The organism is Pseudomonas sp. H1_D04 (genome assembly GCF_054683855.1).
In genome coordinates, this window is the sequence record NZ_CP162826.1 from 5333878 (window position 1) to 5348762 (window position 14885).

16 protein-coding genes are annotated in these 14885 nt (G+C 56.4%); 6 read left to right on the forward strand and 10 right to left on the reverse strand.

The genetic code is table 11. From position 1 onward, the window contains the following. Window positions 1-29 precede the first annotated feature (29 nt). Entirely contained in the window at window positions 30-1232 is a 1203-nt protein-coding gene (locus AB4N82_RS24575; protein WP_460103385.1) for a pyridoxal phosphate-dependent aminotransferase, read from the reverse strand. A 293-nt stretch (window positions 1233-1525) separates the two neighbouring features. Here AB4N82_RS24575 and AB4N82_RS24580 point away from each other — a divergent pair, with 293 nt between their 5' ends. Both AB4N82_RS24580 and AB4N82_RS24585 read left to right on the forward strand, forming a co-directional pair. Beyond that, window positions 1526-2197 (forward strand): NAD(P)-binding oxidoreductase, encoded by a 672-nt coding sequence (locus AB4N82_RS24580; protein ID WP_034105466.1) that lies wholly within the window; start codon window positions 1526-1528, stop codon window positions 2195-2197. Next, the gene (locus AB4N82_RS24585; RefSeq protein WP_034105468.1) at window positions 2194-2859 is read left to right on the forward strand and encodes an NAD-dependent epimerase/dehydratase family protein; all 666 of its coding nucleotides are present in this window, start codon (window positions 2194-2196) and stop codon (window positions 2857-2859) included. Before AB4N82_RS24580 ends, AB4N82_RS24585 begins: the two co-directional genes overlap by 4 nt. Here the strand turns inward: AB4N82_RS24585 and AB4N82_RS24590 are convergent. Further along, entirely contained in the window at window positions 2856-3437 is a 582-nt protein-coding gene (locus tag AB4N82_RS24590; protein ID WP_034105470.1) for a TetR/AcrR family transcriptional regulator, read from the reverse strand. The genes AB4N82_RS24585 and AB4N82_RS24590 overlap by 4 nt on opposite strands. Window positions 3438-3533: 96 nt before the next feature. After that, window positions 3534-4979, reverse strand: coding sequence for an APC family permease (locus AB4N82_RS24595; protein ID WP_459759073.1), 1446 nt, complete (start codon window positions 4977-4979; stop codon window positions 3534-3536). Between the two features lie 383 nt (window positions 4980-5362). On the opposite strand from AB4N82_RS24595, the gene AB4N82_RS24600 reads away from it, so the two are divergent. Both AB4N82_RS24600 and AB4N82_RS24605 read left to right on the forward strand, forming a co-directional pair. Beyond that, window positions 5363-6379, forward strand: coding sequence for a helix-turn-helix domain-containing protein (locus tag AB4N82_RS24600; protein ID WP_460103389.1), 1017 nt, complete (start codon window positions 5363-5365; stop codon window positions 6377-6379). A 63-nt stretch (window positions 6380-6442) separates the two neighbouring features. Then, window positions 6443-7318 carry a LysR family transcriptional regulator gene (locus tag AB4N82_RS24605; protein WP_034105475.1) on the forward strand — a complete coding sequence of 292 codons (876 nt, stop codon included), beginning with the start codon at window positions 6443-6445 and terminating at the stop codon, window positions 7316-7318. 14 nt (window positions 7319-7332) lie between these two features. Here the strand turns inward: AB4N82_RS24605 and AB4N82_RS24610 are convergent, their stop codons facing one another. The 5 genes from AB4N82_RS24610 to AB4N82_RS24630 form a co-directional block, all read right to left on the reverse strand. After that, window positions 7333-7860 (reverse strand): DUF1097 domain-containing protein, encoded by a 528-nt coding sequence (locus AB4N82_RS24610; protein WP_252994224.1) that lies wholly within the window; start codon window positions 7858-7860, stop codon window positions 7333-7335. 141 nt (window positions 7861-8001) lie between these two features. Then, window positions 8002-9123: an LLM class flavin-dependent oxidoreductase gene (locus AB4N82_RS24615; protein WP_034105479.1), complete on the reverse strand. Its 1122-nt coding sequence runs from the start codon at window positions 9121-9123 to the stop codon at window positions 8002-8004. Window positions 9124-9169: 46 nt separating this feature from the next. Then, on the reverse strand, window positions 9170-9586 hold the full coding sequence (locus AB4N82_RS24620) for a carboxymuconolactone decarboxylase family protein (protein ID WP_034105481.1): 417 nt from the start codon (window positions 9584-9586) through the stop codon (window positions 9170-9172). Window positions 9587-9683: 97 nt separating this feature from the next. After that, window positions 9684-10331, reverse strand: a complete 648-nt coding sequence (gene ribB, locus AB4N82_RS24625) for a 3,4-dihydroxy-2-butanone-4-phosphate synthase (RefSeq protein ID WP_052211106.1) — start codon at window positions 10329-10331, stop codon at window positions 9684-9686. A gap of 33 nt (window positions 10332-10364) precedes the next feature. Further along, window positions 10365-10868: a flavin reductase family protein gene (locus AB4N82_RS24630; protein ID WP_034105483.1), complete on the reverse strand. Its 504-nt coding sequence runs from the start codon at window positions 10866-10868 to the stop codon at window positions 10365-10367. Window positions 10869-11015: 147 nt separating this feature from the next. On the opposite strand from AB4N82_RS24630, the gene AB4N82_RS24635 reads away from it, so the two are divergent. Both AB4N82_RS24635 and AB4N82_RS24640 read left to right on the forward strand, forming a co-directional pair. Beyond that, window positions 11016-11642, forward strand: coding sequence for a glutathione S-transferase family protein (locus tag AB4N82_RS24635; protein ID WP_460103396.1), 627 nt, complete (start codon window positions 11016-11018; stop codon window positions 11640-11642). Window positions 11643-11659: 17 nt separating this feature from the next. Further along, window positions 11660-12421 carry an SDR family oxidoreductase gene (locus AB4N82_RS24640; RefSeq protein ID WP_034105487.1) on the forward strand — a complete coding sequence of 254 codons (762 nt, stop codon included), beginning with the start codon at window positions 11660-11662 and terminating at the stop codon, window positions 12419-12421. Window positions 12422-12529: 108 nt separating this feature from the next. Here AB4N82_RS24640 and AB4N82_RS24645 read toward each other — a convergent pair whose 3' ends face one another. Together AB4N82_RS24645 and AB4N82_RS24650 are read right to left on the reverse strand one after the other, a co-directional pair. Further along, complete coding sequence (locus tag AB4N82_RS24645; RefSeq protein WP_034105489.1) at window positions 12530-13768, reverse strand: alpha/beta fold hydrolase; 1239 nt, start codon at window positions 13766-13768, stop codon at window positions 12530-12532. Window positions 13769-13948: 180 nt separating this feature from the next. Then, window positions 13949-14671, reverse strand: a complete 723-nt coding sequence (locus AB4N82_RS24650; protein WP_034105491.1) for a GntR family transcriptional regulator — start codon at window positions 14669-14671, stop codon at window positions 13949-13951. Window positions 14672-14885 lie beyond the last annotated feature (214 nt).

A 14885-nucleotide genomic window follows, 5' to 3' on the forward strand; every position in this document is an offset into this window, starting at 1 on the left:
AATCGAAGCCGCCATACCCGGCTTTGTGTTCAGGCAAGCTGTTCACATGCAGCCTTAATGCGCGCGCACGCCTGCTCCAGCAGCGCTGTAGAGGTTGCAAAGGAGATGCGGAAATAACCTTCCAATCCAAACGCACTCCCCGGCACTACCGCCACCTGCGCGGCCTCGAGCAGGTATTGGCAAACCTCCACGTCATTGGTCAGCACTACGCCCGAAGGGGTTTTGCGGCCGAACAGCGCCGAGCAGGCAGGGAAGAGATAGAACGCGCCCTCCGGACGGCGACACTCCAGACCGGGTGTGTTGTTGAAAGCCTCCAAGCAAAGGTCTCTGCGCTGACGAAACACTTCATTGCGCTCAGCCAGAAAATCTATAGGCCCATCCAGCGCAGCCACCGCAGCGGCCTGGGATATCGCGCAGGGGTTGCTGGTGGTCTGAGATTGAATGGTGGCCATGGCAGCAATCAGCGCTTTAGGACCGCCCGCATAACCAATGCGCCAGCCCGTCATTGAATACGCCTTTGAAACACCATTCACGGTCAGCACGCGACCATGTAACGCCGGCACCTGCGAAGCCAGCGTGGAAAACACCCAACCGTCGTAACTCAGGTGCTCGTACATGTCGTCCGTCAGAACGTAAACCTGCGGATGCTCCAACAATACGGCGCCCAATCGATCAAGCTCAGTCGCGCTATAACCCGTACCCGTCGGGTTGCTTGGCGAATTCAAAATCAGCCACTTGGTACGCGGAGTGATTGCCTGCTTGAGTTGCTCGGCAGTGATCTTGAAGTGCTGATGGGCCGCACAAGGGACCTCAACGGGGGTGCCCCCTGCCAGGCGCACCATGTCCGGATAAGACACCCAGTAAGGCGCGGGAATGATGACTTCATCCCCAGGGTTAAGGGTGGCCTGCAGCGCATTGATCAGTACTTGCTTGCCGCCGGTGCCGACGCTGATTTCGTCGGTCGTGTAGGTGATGCCGTTTTCACGCTGAAACTTGCGAACGATCGCCGCTTTGAGCTCCGGAGTTCCATCTACATCGGTATAGCGGGTCTGGCCTGCATCAATCGCCGCTTTGGCAGCTGCATTGATGTGATCAGGGGTGGGAAAGTCCGGCTCACCGGTCGACAAACTGATGATATCTACCCCATTGCGGCGCAGCTCCGCGGCCTTACGTGTGATTGCCAAAGTTGGCGAGGGTTTAACCGCTTTAAGCAGATTTCCGAGCAATTGCACGGGGCTACTCTTTCAGCTTTTGTTGATAGTGCCTCAATGCTAACGGCCTCCGGCAGACAATTAAAACAATATATATGGATGCAAAAAATCAATTTTATTTGTTTATTCCCACCCGATTTTTGGTCCATTCCGCCGATTGAAAAGCACACACGTGGCCGGGGATAAATCCCCCAGTCGCTTGACAAATTCTGTAGTGATCAATATAGAATAACCCTCGCCGTGCACTCGCCAAGGGCGTTTGCAGGTTCGCTTGAGCGGGCCATTTTTGAAACATCGCCTGATCTGGAGGAGCTATGCACTCAGTTTTTATCATCGGTGGTTCGGGTAAAGTGGCCCGAAGCCTTGCTCAACAGCTGGCCGAACGAGGCCATCAACCACATTCGTTATACCGTCATGCGGAACAAGCCGAGGGCCTTAAATCGCTCGGCGCCAACCCAGTTGCCGGTAACTTGCTTGAGCTTGACACAGAGGCACTGGCCAAGCTGATGGCAGGCAGTGATACCGTGGTATTCGCGGCCGGTGCCGGCGGCAAAGGTGGCGCACAGATGACGGACGCCATTGACGGTAAAGGCCTGGAGCTGTCTGTAGCCGCGGCTCGGTTAGCAGGCATTCAACGATTCATTCTAGTCTCGGCGTTTCCAGAAGCGTCGCGTGGAAAATCCGTTTCCGAGACCTTCGAAAACTACATGGCCGTGAAAAAACGCGCCGACGTGCACTTGGCCGCGAGCGATCTAGACTGGGTCATTCTGCGCCCCGGTACCTTGCTGGACTCACCCGGCACTGGCAAGGTCCACGCGGGCCCGGCTATCCCCTATGGTGACGTGCCGCGCGACGATGTCGCCGCAGCCTTATTGCAGATCATCGAACAGCCTGACGTGAGTCGCGTCATTATCGAACTGACCCAAGGCACCACGCCGGTCAACGAGGCCATCCATAACTTTTCGCGGGATTGCCCTCAGGCATGAACGAGCCAAAAATATTCAAGCTGCTGCTGGTCGGCGCAAGCGGGCTGGTTGGCAGCCATGTATTGGATCTGGCGCTGGCGGATCCACGGATCGGCAAAGTCTACGCGCCAACACGCAAGGCTTTGGCGGCGCACCCTAAACTCATTGCCACACCCATCGATTTTGATCACTTGGACGAACAGGCTGATCTCTGGCAAGCAGATGCTGTGATCTGCACGCTGGGTACCACGCTCAAAACAGCCGGCTCGAAAGCAGCCTTCGAGCGAGTCGACCACACCTATCCATTGGCAGTGGCCAAGCTCGCGCGCGCTCACGGAACGTCGACCTATGTGCTCAATTCGGCTATCGGCGCCGATGCGGGGTCTGCGTTTTTCTATAACCAGGTCAAAGGCCGCCTGGAACAGGATCTGGCGAAGTTGGGGTTTGAATCGCTTACATATGTGCGGCCGGGTGTCATCGGGGGCAAGCGTGAAGAGGTGCGCCCTGCCGAGCGTGCGCTGATCTTGATGCTCAAGCTTGCGTCGCCGCTGTTACCTGACAGCTGGCGTCTCAACCCACCGATGCTAATCGCATGGGCGTTGCTGGAAGCCGCGATCAGTCCGGTACCTGGCATTCATGTGGTGCCATCAAGCAGCATGACCAAGCCCGCCGATCAAGCCTAAGCCAACAAGCGCCGGCTCATATCAAGCGCAGCGTCAAAAGGCTCGCGTGTTCTGTTGACCTTGACCAGCAACGAGGCGCCCAACCACATCTGGTAGAGCGCTTCAGCCAGCATCGGAGCGTCAACGGACGCGGCGATGGAGCCATCCGCCTTACCCTGCTCAACACAACGAATCATCCGCTCGATGATCAGGGCAGTCCCCTTCTCAAGCACTCCGCGCATGTTTTCGGACAGATCACACACTTCCGCACCCAATTTGACCACCAGGCATTTTTGATCGGTGTGATCAAACGCCTGTGTCTCGGCCCAATAGCGTAGATAGCTCAGCAGACGTTCAGCGCCGGAGCCCTCGCAGGCCAATTGCACATCGACCCGGGTGAGGTACTCTTCAAAGTACTCTTCGAGCAGCGCCTGGCCAAACTCATCCTTGGAGCGGAAGTAGTGGTAGAACGACCCTTTCGGTACACCCGCGGCCGCGAGCAGCTCGGTAAGGCCGACTGCGGTGTAACCTTTCTGGGTCATCAGCGACCGGGCGACATCAATGATGTGCTGGCGCATATCTTGGGTGGGTTTCTTCATAATGCGGCGCATGCTAGCAAAAAAACGCTCAAGCGTCAGGCGCCCGGCTGAGCGCCTGCCGTTGTTCACATGTGCAGCAAGAAAGAGGAAGGAAACTCAACCCACCTGTTTCAACAGCGCAAATCTCGCCGGGCTCATCACCTTCATCATCAAGGCAGCGGCACAGCCCACGACAAACGAGATCATCACGATCATTTCCATGATAGAGGCTGCCAGCCCGGCATTTTCACCGCCAACTAATGCCGGCAGATTCTGGACCGCCACGATCAAACACGCGACCAATCCGAGGAACCCGCCAGTGGGCGCCACAACCGTGTTCCAAAATGGATGCGGAGTGTCGCTTCGGCGGAAATACACCAGTACCGAAACACACGTCAGGGACAGGATCACCATGTAACCCAGTGTTCCCGCGGTCGCACCCCACGCATAGATCTGGGTGACCGGGTCCATCCCGATCAGTGCGCAAATGGCGACCGCCAGCAGCGACAACGTCGTTTGCAATACCGAGGACACAAAGGGTGATCCGTGTTTCTGATGCACACTCCCCAGCTTTGAATGCAGCACACCAAAGCGTCCCAGCACGTATTGATAGCGAACCACGATGTTATGCAGCGACAACACACACGCAAATAGACTGGTCACCAGCAAAACCTGCATTACATCCACAAAGGCTTTGTTGGTGTATCGCTCCACCATGTTCAGATACATATCACCCGGGTGATCGGTCGCTTGCTGGACCACTTGCGATAATCCCACCCCGTTCACCTGGCACCACATCGACACGGCGTAGAACACGCCAATCACAAATACCGCAATGTAAGTGGCCTTAGGGATGGTCACATTCGGGTTCACCGCTTCTTCGCGATAGACCACCGTCGACTCAAACCCGGTGAAGCAATAGATAGCAAACATGATCCCAAGGCCCGGCGACCCCGACAGAATGGTGGCCGACGAAAACGGCTCCAGCGCATCCGGGCCAATACTGCCGCTGCCGATAATGGCGGCATCCACCACCAACACGATGAGGATTTCCAGCACCAACGCCACACCCAGGAACTTGCTGCTCAGTTCAATCTTCTGATAGCCCAGGATCCCAACCAACGTGGTAATAACCAATGCCAGAAGCCACCAGGAAATGGTGATACCAAGCGTGGTCAGCAACAGCTGTGACAAGGCGAAGCCGATATAAGCCTCCAACGCCACCAGAATCATGAAGTACGAGATCACTGCCAGGGTCGCGGATCCCAACCCAATGGACCGGCCCATGCCTTTCTGGATATAGGAATAGAACGCCCCTGCGTTGGTGATGTACCTCGACATGTAGATGAAACCCACACTGAAGAGAAACATGATCACTGTTGCAATCATTGCGTCAAAGGGCGCTGCGGCGCCATTGCCCATGGAAATAATCAGCGGCGTATTGGCAACCATCACGGTTAATGGCGCGGCCGTTGCGATCACCATCAACACAATCGAGGTAACACCTAAAGATCCGGACAAGCCCGGTTTGTTATCAGTAATGCCTGGCTCTGCAGTGTGCATATTCGCCCCTATGGATATTGTTTTTCCAGCAAGAGATCACTGATCCATCTTCGACATCCCTGCCCTGAAGTTTTCAGTAAGTTCGCAGTTGTTTGACCCGCAACTAGAGTTACAAGGGTTTAAAGGGAATATCCCTGATACGCCGACCCACCCCAGCGACAACATGCGTCGTGGTCATTGTTGCGCCCGCGCAAAATTCGCCGCTATCCAATATCGGCGCGTCATGCACGCCACACACGACTGTTCTCCCGTACGCACCAAAAGGAAAATCCTCTGCGTCGTTACAGTGCATTTAGCGATCAATTCTTTTACCTGAAGCGCTGAATACAGGCGGCAATCTGGAACGAACATTGCTGCTTCAACGGCAGACTTCGGAGACTGTCGTGATTCAACTCAATCCAGATACTGCACACCCGCCCTGCGCACTTCCAAGAGTTGCCTGTGAGCGGTCAAATGATCCGTTCCTTCAATCGAGAATTCTTCCTGACTGGATGCAGGAATACACCCAGCTCTCCTGCGGCAACTTTGAAGGCGGCGTCGCGCGTGCGTCTCTTGGACGAGTCCAAGTGTTCAGGGAATGGATCAATCAAGCCGTCGATCAACGCTCGGTCGCTGACACCGATGTCGTGATGATTGGTGTCACCTTGCATGAAGGAACATGCTCCTGGCAGAACAGGGAAATGCAGGCCGACTCGTTATTCATCATGCGCCAAGGTGAAGAAGCCCGTTTCTGTGCGACAACCAAGTCCGACATCCTTGCGGCGACCATTGACGTGTCATTCCTGAACACGCTGTCCCAGGGCCTTTACGGGGTGAGCGCCGACCGCCTGGTCAACGGCGCCTGCCTGCTCAAAGGCGATACACAGGGGATCGCTCGATACAAATCCTTGCTGCTATCAGGCCTGGGTTCAGCCGTGGCGTGCCCGGACTCGATCGACAGTGAGGCCACGCGCCTGCAACTCTGCGAGGATGTCGCCGTCGCGGCACTGGAAGCGATGGGCAGTTTGTCCCATACCTCATCCTCTTCACCGCGCGATCATCGGGTTCATCGAGCGATGGTAGACAGGGCACGCGCTTTTATTTTGAGCCAGCCCGCTGCCAACCATTCAGTGGAGGCCTTGTGCGAACACTTGCACATGAGCAGGCGTGGGTTGCATAGCGCATTCATCCAGGTGGTGGGTGTCAATCCTTGCACCTATATCCGCCAGGTTCGCTTGCACGGCGCCCGCAAAGACATTTTAAGTAGCGTGCCCACGGTGTCCGAAGCAGCCATGCGCTGGGGGTTTTGGCACTTTGGAATGTTCTCCCATTACTACAAAAACCAGTTTGGAGAGTTACCTTCGGAAACGTACCGTAACCCGCCCAGTGTAGGAATGGGGACCTGGCCCACACTGAGTTGATCGAGCAGCCCAGCGACAAAAATATGAATATATTTCCAAGCGAAACATAACTATTATTTGCGCATGATCAAAGAACTGAAAACCCTTATCGCCGTAGCGAGGGAAGGCACGTTTGCAGCCGCGGGCAGCAAAATCGGCCTGACTCAAGCAGCGGTGAGCGCGCAGATGCAACGCCTTGAGGCCGAGCTTGGGGTCGAGTTGTTCGACCGTAAAGGGCGTTCGGCGCAACTCAATCAGATGGGGCATCAAGTACTGGCGCAAGGCCAGGAACTGGTACTTCAGTTTAAAAATCTGGGCACCAGCTCGGTGGGCCTGCCGGCCAGCGTTCCGGTGACTATCGGCGCGATTGCATCGGTTCAACGCTCTTATCTGCCGGAAGCGCTGGCTGAATTTCACCAGCGCTCCCCGGCCTGCAGAACACGCGTCATACCGGGCCTTTCGATGGAGTTGGTGAATCAGGTCGACTCGGGTGAGATCGACATGGCCGCAATCATCCGCCCACCCTTTTCTCTTCAAAGCGATCTGCGCTGGACCACCTTGGCGCGCGAACCGTATCGACTGATTGTCCCGGTCGATATGCCAGGAGACGATTGGGCCGAGTTGGTCTCGACCCAGCCCTTTATCCGCTACGACCGTTCATCTTTTGGCGGGCGCCAGGTTGATCGGTTCTTGCGACAGACCCATTTTTCATTGCATGAAGTCTGCGAACTCGATGAGCTCGATGCGATCATCAAGCTGGTCGCAAACGGCGTCGGTGTGGCCCTGGTACCGGAAACGGCCACCCGCAAGGAGTGGCCTGCTGAAGTGCGCGCGATCGACCTGAAACAACGTACGTTCCATCGCGATATCGGCCTGGTGCATCGCGCGCGCCGCAGCCTGAGCGAACCAGTGAAGTTACTGGCGCAACTGATTACCGAGCAAGCGGTGAAAAAACACTAGAGGGGTCGCGAGGCTTAGTCTTTGACCTTGCGCGCGCGGACCAGCGTCCACCGCCCACGCTCATCCAGGAACTTGCGCCCCGAATGGTTGATGAACCCCAACAGCACGCCCAGGCAAAGCGTGACCATGATGTAAAACCACTTGTCCGGCCCGACAAAGAACGTACACGCCACGGCACCAAACATCATCGGAATATTTGAAAACAGCCCCCATGGGGTGAACAGCAGGTGCGTCGCGCACAGCGCTATGGTGACCAGGCCAACCGAAAGTGCAGACGCCACCAGCGGGTGCAATCCCTCATGTGCGAACAGCGAATCCAGGTAAATAAAAACGAGCCCCCATACCACTCCCGCCACCGCACTCAGGCAGGCGTCCGCGAGTTTGTCGGCTCTGGCGCCACCGCTCAGGTAGATGGGCAGCGCAACAAAGGTGCACGGCAGCGCGCCCAATAAACCGAGCGGGCTCATCAGGTACAACAGCACGTAAAGCCCTACGGTAATACCGATCCACATACTCAAATTCAATGAGAATCTTGTCGACATCCTATTCACTCCTGCAACGCGTTTATTGTTATTTGTCGTGCATCAGGCGCTTCTGGAAAACATCGATTTGTGTATCTTTATCGCGTGCGAACGTCAGCCAGGCCTCATTGATCATGAGGCCTGGCTTTGTTGGCTCAACACTCAGCGACGCAGGCCTGCCTGCTTCAGCAATGGCATTACCCGCTCATTAAAAAACGGCAGTTCTTCGTTGTAATCAACCATGGTCAATAACGTACCGTCGACCCCGGTTTTCTTCAGGTCGATCAGGCCTTGTGCCACTTGCTCAGGCGAACCAATCAGTGGATAACCGCCCCAGCCCGCGATGAAGCGTTCCTTGAACTTCGCGTACATCTCTGCGGAGTGGTTCTGCGATTGAACTTGCAGCACATCGGCCAGGTTGTCGCACGCCACGCGGTCGCCCTTTTCTTTGACGTAGTAGTCGTAGTATTCGCGCGCTTCTTTTTCCGTTTCTCGCACAATCACCGGACACGAGGTAAAGGTCCCCAGTTCGCGGCCAAACTTGGAGCGGGCCAGGTCCTTGACGTGCTTGACCCAGGCTGCGCCTTTCTCCATGTCCTGCATGAAGCCGAAGTTGAAATCACAGTGCTTGGCCGTGAAATCCAGACCTTTACCCGACGACCCGGCGCAGATCATCACCGGGCGCCCCGCCTTGTTGTAAGGTTTGGGCTCCATGACGGCGTCTTTGGTCCTGTGGAAGTCACCGTTGTAATCCACACCATTACGCGCCCACAACGCAGCAACGATATCCATCCATTCATCCGCGTATTCGTAGCGCTGGTCGTGCTCCATCATCTCGCGACCAAACATCTCCATTTCCGGGGTAAACCAGCCGGTCACCAGGTTCAAGCCAAAACGGCCCTTGGAAATATGGTCGATGGTGGTCGCCATTTTAGCCGCGACGATTGGGTGAATAGTGGGCACGTGGGTGGTGGAGAAAAACTGCAGCTTGGTGGTAACTGCAGCCATCGCAGCGGCCCAGGTGAACGTCTCCATGTTGGTGCCGTTGAAGTTGGTCTCACCACCGAAACCACGCCAACGCGCGATAGGCACCATGCACTCCCAACCCGCCGCTTCCAGCTGCTGAGCGATCTTTACGTTGTGCTCGAAGGTCGGCTCAAACGTGGATTCAGCCGTGGTGATTGCGCAGGCGTTCGAGCAGTTGGTTCCGAACACACCCAATTTCAGCGCGTTGTCGTTGAACATAGGATTGCCGGTTTCGTGAAAGCGTTCTTGCATGTCCATTTCACATTCCTCTTTTTATTGTTGTTGATGCTTACGGAGCGCTGGGTCAGACGCCCATATCGTCAAACACTTCCTGCGCCAGGCGGAAGCCATCAATCGAAGCCGGAACACCACAATAAATCGCCACCTGGAGCAGTACTTCGCGAATTTCTTCTTTGCTCAAACCATTATTGATCGCGCCGCGCACATGCAACTTCAACTCATGGGGGCGGTTCAGTGCCGAAATCATGCCCAGGTTCAGGAACGAGCGTGTACGACGATCCAGACCCGGACGATTCCAAATAGCGTCCCAGCAATACTCGGTCACCAACTCCTGCACCGGCCAGTTAAAATCCGTGGCCTTTGCAATGGAACCATCCACATAAGCTTCACCCAGCACTTCACGGCGGGTCTTGAGGCCATCATGGAAACGCTCGGAAAGTTGGTTGCCATCGGGCGAAGTAATTTTTGCTTGGCTGTTCATTTCATCTTCCTCGGGGTGAGTTAATACCTTGGCGACCGAATGACTGCCTACACAGCCATCGCGCCAAAGTGTTACGGTTAAAAATTCTGGGTTGGAGCTATGCCACCAAACTGGGCCTTACTTGTTTAGTGCTAACAGCATTCGCTGCTTTCCACACAATCAACTCTGCAATCGAAATAATGATGAGTTCATGCTGTTGTGCGAAAACGTCCAGATCAGCACGACGCGCCATGCTGCCGTCGTCCTTGAGGATCTCGCAGATCACACCTACCGGTGACAACCCTGCCAGCTCAGCAAGGTCCACAGCCGCCTCGGTGTGACCAGCGCGCTCTTCAACGCCACCATTGCGGGCGATCAGCGGAAAAATATGCCCTGGCCTTGAAAGTGCCTGCGCCGTCGTGTCATCCGCAGCGAGCGCTCGAAGCGTTAACGCGCGCTCCGCCGCTGAAACGCCGGTGGTGACGCCTGCTATCAAATCGACAGAAACGGTGAACGCGGTTTTCATGGAGTCGGTGTTGCGCTCCACCATCAGCGGTAATTCCAGGCGCCGAGCAATGCGTTCAGGCATCGGCGCACAGACGATCCCACGGCATCGGCTGACCATAAACGTCAACGCCTGCGTGGTGGCGAACTCGGCAGCCATCACGACATCACCTTCGTTTTCGCGGTTCTCGTCATCCACCACGATCACCATCCCGCCGGTGGCGATGACTTCCAGTGCTTTCTCAATCGTTGCAAAGCCCATAACAACCTCTACGGTCTCAAGTCTCAGGAGATATCACTTGATCGCGGCGGATCTGGCGAAGCGTCCGTCTTCGTACAAAAGGGGCGAAATATCCGGCCGAGTGTCGACCCACAGCACTCGGCCGAAAATCACATCGTGAGAGCCGATGGTCGCAACTTCACACACCTCGCACACCAGCGCCGCCTGCGCGTCGGCCAGCACCGGCACGCCGTGCTCCTCGACCCACTGGCCATGCTCAAAGCGCTCCTGCCCTTTGAGCTGGCCGCTGAAAATCGGCACCAGATCGACGTGGGAGAGGTGCAGCATATTCACCGCAAAGCGACCGCTCACCTCCAGCGCGGTACTGATGGAGGCCGAGCGATTGACGCAGACGAGGATGGTGGCGGGATCGGCAGTGACCGACTGCACCGCCGTCGCAGCCATACCGAACGGCTGGCCCAGGTGGCGCGTGGTGATCAGCGAGATGGTCGATGTCAATCGACGCATCGCCAGTTTGAAGTCGTTAACGAGTTCTTTTTCTTGTTGTTGTTCTTTCATGTCTGCCTCTTCCAAGGAGTCCCATGGGGTGTTGGAATGAAAACCTACAGATCGTCAGACAATCTGTCAAAATATTTTGCATGATTGACAGATTGTCTGACGACTTTTATAAGTGATCGAGAATTTAATTCAACGAGGGACACACCCATGCCACGCACGCTGTATGGCCATATGAAATCCAGCAACGTCATGAAAGTCGTCTGGCTGATGGACGCGCTGGGGCTCGACTACGAGAGGATCGACTTGGGCAACGTCTTCGGCGGGCTTGAAGAGGACGATTACCGCGGGATGAACCCAACCAGTCTGGTTCCAACCCTGGTCGACGGTGACTTTACGATCTGGGAAAGCAACGCAGTGATGCGCTACCTGTGCAACGCTTATGCACCGACCAGCCCCCTCTACCCGGCGGCGCCCAAGCTACGTGCGTTGGTCGACCAGTGGCTCGATTGCCAACAGACACAGCTCACCCGACCACAGACCGTGGTGTTCTTCCAGTTGATTCGCACCGCCCCGGAAAAACGCGATACATCCGCGTTGGAAACCGCGATTGGCGAAGCCGGCAAGGTCTGGGGCTGGATCGAACAGCGCCTGGCCACACATGAGTACGTCTGCGGGCAAACGATGACCATCGCCGACATTGCCTGGGCCGTGCACGCACACCGGTGGCTGAACATGGACTTCGACCGAGCGGAGCTGCCCAACCTCAAGGCCTGGTACGCAAGGATGCTCAAGCATGAATCCTACCGTCAGAAATGGGCCGGCCCGGTGGTTTGAACAGAGAGATGAGCGCTATGGAATTAAACAATAAGGTCTGCATCGTCACGGGCGCCGCCAGCGGCATTGGTAAAGCGGTTGCCACTTTGTTCGCAGAAAACGGTGCCTCGGTGATTGTCGCCGATGTGAACATTGAAGCCGCGCGCGCTACCGCAGAGGAGATCGGTGCCTTTGCCGTCGCTTGCAATGTGGCGGTTAATGCTGACGTAGAATCGATGGTGGAAACGGTGTTAGAGCGTTTTAGCCGTATCGATGTATTGGTCAACAATGCCGGCTTCGGCATGACCGGCAACGTGGTCACCATTGAAGAAGAGGATTGGGACCGCCTGATGTCGGTCAACCTCAAAGGCATGTTTCTGTGCGCCAAGCATGTCGTGCCCGTGATGGCTGCGCAAAAGTCCGGTTCCATCATCAATACCACGTCTTATACGGCCACCAGCGCCATTGCCAACCGTACTGCTTATGTTGCCTCCAAGGGCGGCGTGTCCGCGCTCACACGTGCGATGGCACTGGACCATGCGGCCGATGGCATTCGCGTGAACGCCGTCGCGCCGGGCACCATCGACAGCCCCTACTTCGACCGGATTTTCGCCCAGTCAGATAATCCGCAGGCGCTGCGTGCAGCTTTCGATGCACGCGCCGTATTGAATCGAATGGGTAAACCGCAGGAAATCGCCGAAGCCTTCCTGTTTCTCGCCTCCGACCGCTCACGTTTTGCGACCGGCAGCATCCTGACCGTGGATGGCGGCTCTTCGATCGGCAACCACCTGGTTGACTGACCTATACCTGTGACCTTTGCCCGGTGAATGCCGGGCTTTTTTTGCACACGAATAAACCAACGCCGCCGGCCACACGAAAGGTACGACCGACGGCTTGTTCACGCTTAATCAGGCGTTTTTCAGCCCTTTTTGCTGTGCAACATGGGCTAGCCCCTGGATCAGATAAGACCGAAAATGATCCGGATGTTCAGTCATCGGGAAATGCCCCAGCCCATCCATCACCAGGTGTAACGAACCCGGTATCAACTCAGCCAGTTTGGCACCGTCCGCCGGCGTCGCCGAGTAATCATAAGTGCCCGAAAGCAGCGCCACCGGTGTACGACCAGCATCGATCCGCGGCGCGGTCACGGCCCCGTCGAACTCGTCGCTGTAGAACGCCAAGTCACCGGGGTAGACACCTGGCCCGCCCTGGGAGTAAATCCAGCTGGCACGGCGCCGATCCTCGACAGGGCTGGTCGGGCTCATCAAGCCTCGCACATACGCGCCATTGTGCAGCCCACCGTGAACCTGCACATGATTCTGGTAAGGGTTGCGACGGCCGCGCGACTGAAAGGGCGGCTCCAACGCCACCACACCGATCAGTTGCTCCGGGTGTTCGGCCGCCAACACCAGGGACATTGCCGCGCCCATGGAGCCACCGACCACGATAGCCGGCGTGCCGATCACCTGTTCAATAAAGGCCGTGCACCATTGTTGATAACGTTCGCTGGTCAGCAGGTACGGTGCCCCATCCCACGTTCGCGGTGGCATCGACTTACCATGGAACGGCAAATCAATCGCATACATACGAAATTGCTGCGCCATCTGGACGTCCGCCATCTGCGCGAAATACTGCCGCCCATCAGCACCTGCAGTGTGCAGGAACAGCAAGGGGACGCCCTCCCCGGCCACTTCGTAATACATCTCGTAAGCCTGCCCCGCCGCGTGTACCTCGGCATACCGGCCTTGAATCTGGGAAAGGGACCGCTCGACGGCGCCGGCCGGGGTAGCAGGGGTCAGGGTGACCAGCTCGAACAAACGCTCGAGAAACGGTCGCGCCTGGGCAATCAGTTGTGCATCGCCGCTCACCTCAAATGCCGGGTTGGCAATCTGCAGCGCTGTAAAGCTGTGGTAAGTGGCAGCCGGCGGAGTAGACAACACGCTCGCCCACTCAGGTTCATCGGCCTCGATGCGGATTGTTGGCTCACCTGTAAAGCCTTTGAATAGTCGCCCGTCGACAACACTCAGACCAATGGATTGCCCGCCCACTCTGAACTCGACAGCCACCGATAACCCGGGCGCAAGTCGACGCAACTCGGGGTCCGGGTAAGCGTCAACCAGCCGCTCATTCAAACTGATGAAAGTCATTATTTTTCTCCTGCGTCACTGTTGCAGTGCCGCGTCATCACGTCAGTGTCCTACCGCCCAAAGTGGGCTGCATAGAGTGCAAACCGGTGCGCATTTATCAACTGCCAGGCGACAGGATAAAGGCGAGACCACGCCGTGATGAATATCTAGATTTGCAGACAATCTGTCAATCGGACAAAGTTATGCTTCCTCCTCGACACTCTCCAGATAGCTGATAGCAACATTGGCCGAAAGCTGGATATGCTTGCGACAGGCCTCCCCCGCCCTGGCGCCGTCTCTGGCTTTGATCGCCGCCACAATCTCTTTGATCTCCTCAACCGAGTGCTGGAGCCTACCCGGTTGAGTCATGGACATCGCCCGCAACAGCGTGATGCGGTTGTGCAGGGTCGTCAGCATCTGCACGATAAAGACGTTGTTACTGCCTTCCATCAAGCACACGTAGAACTGGGTCTTCGCTTCGATCAGGGCATCACGTGCAACGCGTGTGCTATCCAGGTCGCGATCAGGATATTGCCAGTACTGTTGGGCGCGAAACTCGAACATCGCAGCGGCTTCCTCCAGTCGTCGGATCTGCGCATCTGTACCGAGCAAGGCGAATTCTTGGCCGGAAAAACTCTCCAGCAGACCGCGCACGGCATAGAGCTGACGCGTTTCATCCAGGGAGATTTTATTTACCGACGGCCCTTTGTGAGGGTTGCAGGTAATCAAGCCTTCCGCCTCGAGTTGGCGCAGTGCCTCGCGAATGGAGGTACGCCCCACCCCTGTCATCTCACACAGTTCACGTTCGACCAAGCGCTGCCCAGGGCGCAAAACTCCGGTGGAGATAGCTTCCCGAATCTTGTCTTCCACCAACAAACGCAGGGTCGCGCCACGCTTGGGCACTTGAAGGCTTGATTCACTCATCGACGCACTCTCCTCATACGAATCTTCTTTCTCAGGGCTGCTCACGGGTCAGCAGGCGAGCTCGGCGACATCGGGTGTCGAAACTCGCTGCTCCCGGAACCTGAGATTGTCTGATTGTATGTGAACTACGCAACCTACAGCTACAAAAAGGCAGCTTTGCAGGCACGACCATGCCCTCAGCCAAGTAGCAGCAGAGACGATCGATGAACGCTGA

Coding starts and splice junctions, on each gene's coding strand:
- AB4N82_RS24580 (WP_034105466.1), top strand. CDS start 1,526: ATGCACTCAGTTTTTATCATCGGTGGTTCGGGTAAAGTGGCCCGAAGC.
- AB4N82_RS24585 (WP_034105468.1), top strand. CDS start 2,194: ATGAACGAGCCAAAAATATTCAAGCTGCTGCTGGTCGGCGCAAGCGGG.
- AB4N82_RS24590 (WP_034105470.1), bottom strand. CDS start 3,437: ATGAAGAAACCCACCCAAGATATGCGCCAGCACATCATTGATGTCGCC.
- AB4N82_RS24595 (WP_459759073.1), bottom strand. CDS start 4,979: ATGCACACTGCAGAGCCAGGCATTACTGATAACAAACCGGGCTTGTCC.
- AB4N82_RS24605 (WP_034105475.1), top strand. CDS start 6,443: ATGATCAAAGAACTGAAAACCCTTATCGCCGTAGCGAGGGAAGGCACG.
- AB4N82_RS24610 (WP_252994224.1), bottom strand. CDS start 7,860: ATGTCGACAAGATTCTCATTGAATTTGAGTATGTGGATCGGTATTACC.
- AB4N82_RS24615 (WP_034105479.1), bottom strand. CDS start 9,123: ATGGACATGCAAGAACGCTTTCACGAAACCGGCAATCCTATGTTCAAC.
- AB4N82_RS24620 (WP_034105481.1), bottom strand. CDS start 9,586: ATGAACAGCCAAGCAAAAATTACTTCGCCCGATGGCAACCAACTTTCC.
- ribB (WP_052211106.1), bottom strand. CDS start 10,331: ATGGGCTTTGCAACGATTGAGAAAGCACTGGAAGTCATCGCCACCGGC.
- AB4N82_RS24630 (WP_034105483.1), bottom strand. CDS start 10,868: ATGAAAGAACAACAACAAGAAAAAGAACTCGTTAACGACTTCAAACTG.
- AB4N82_RS24635 (WP_460103396.1), top strand. CDS start 11,016: ATGCCACGCACGCTGTATGGCCATATGAAATCCAGCAACGTCATGAAA.
- AB4N82_RS24640 (WP_034105487.1), top strand. CDS start 11,660: ATGGAATTAAACAATAAGGTCTGCATCGTCACGGGCGCCGCCAGCGGC.
- AB4N82_RS24645 (WP_034105489.1), bottom strand. CDS start 13,768: ATGACTTTCATCAGTTTGAATGAGCGGCTGGTTGACGCTTACCCGGAC.
- AB4N82_RS24650 (WP_034105491.1), bottom strand. CDS start 14,671: ATGAGTGAATCAAGCCTTCAAGTGCCCAAGCGTGGCGCGACCCTGCGT.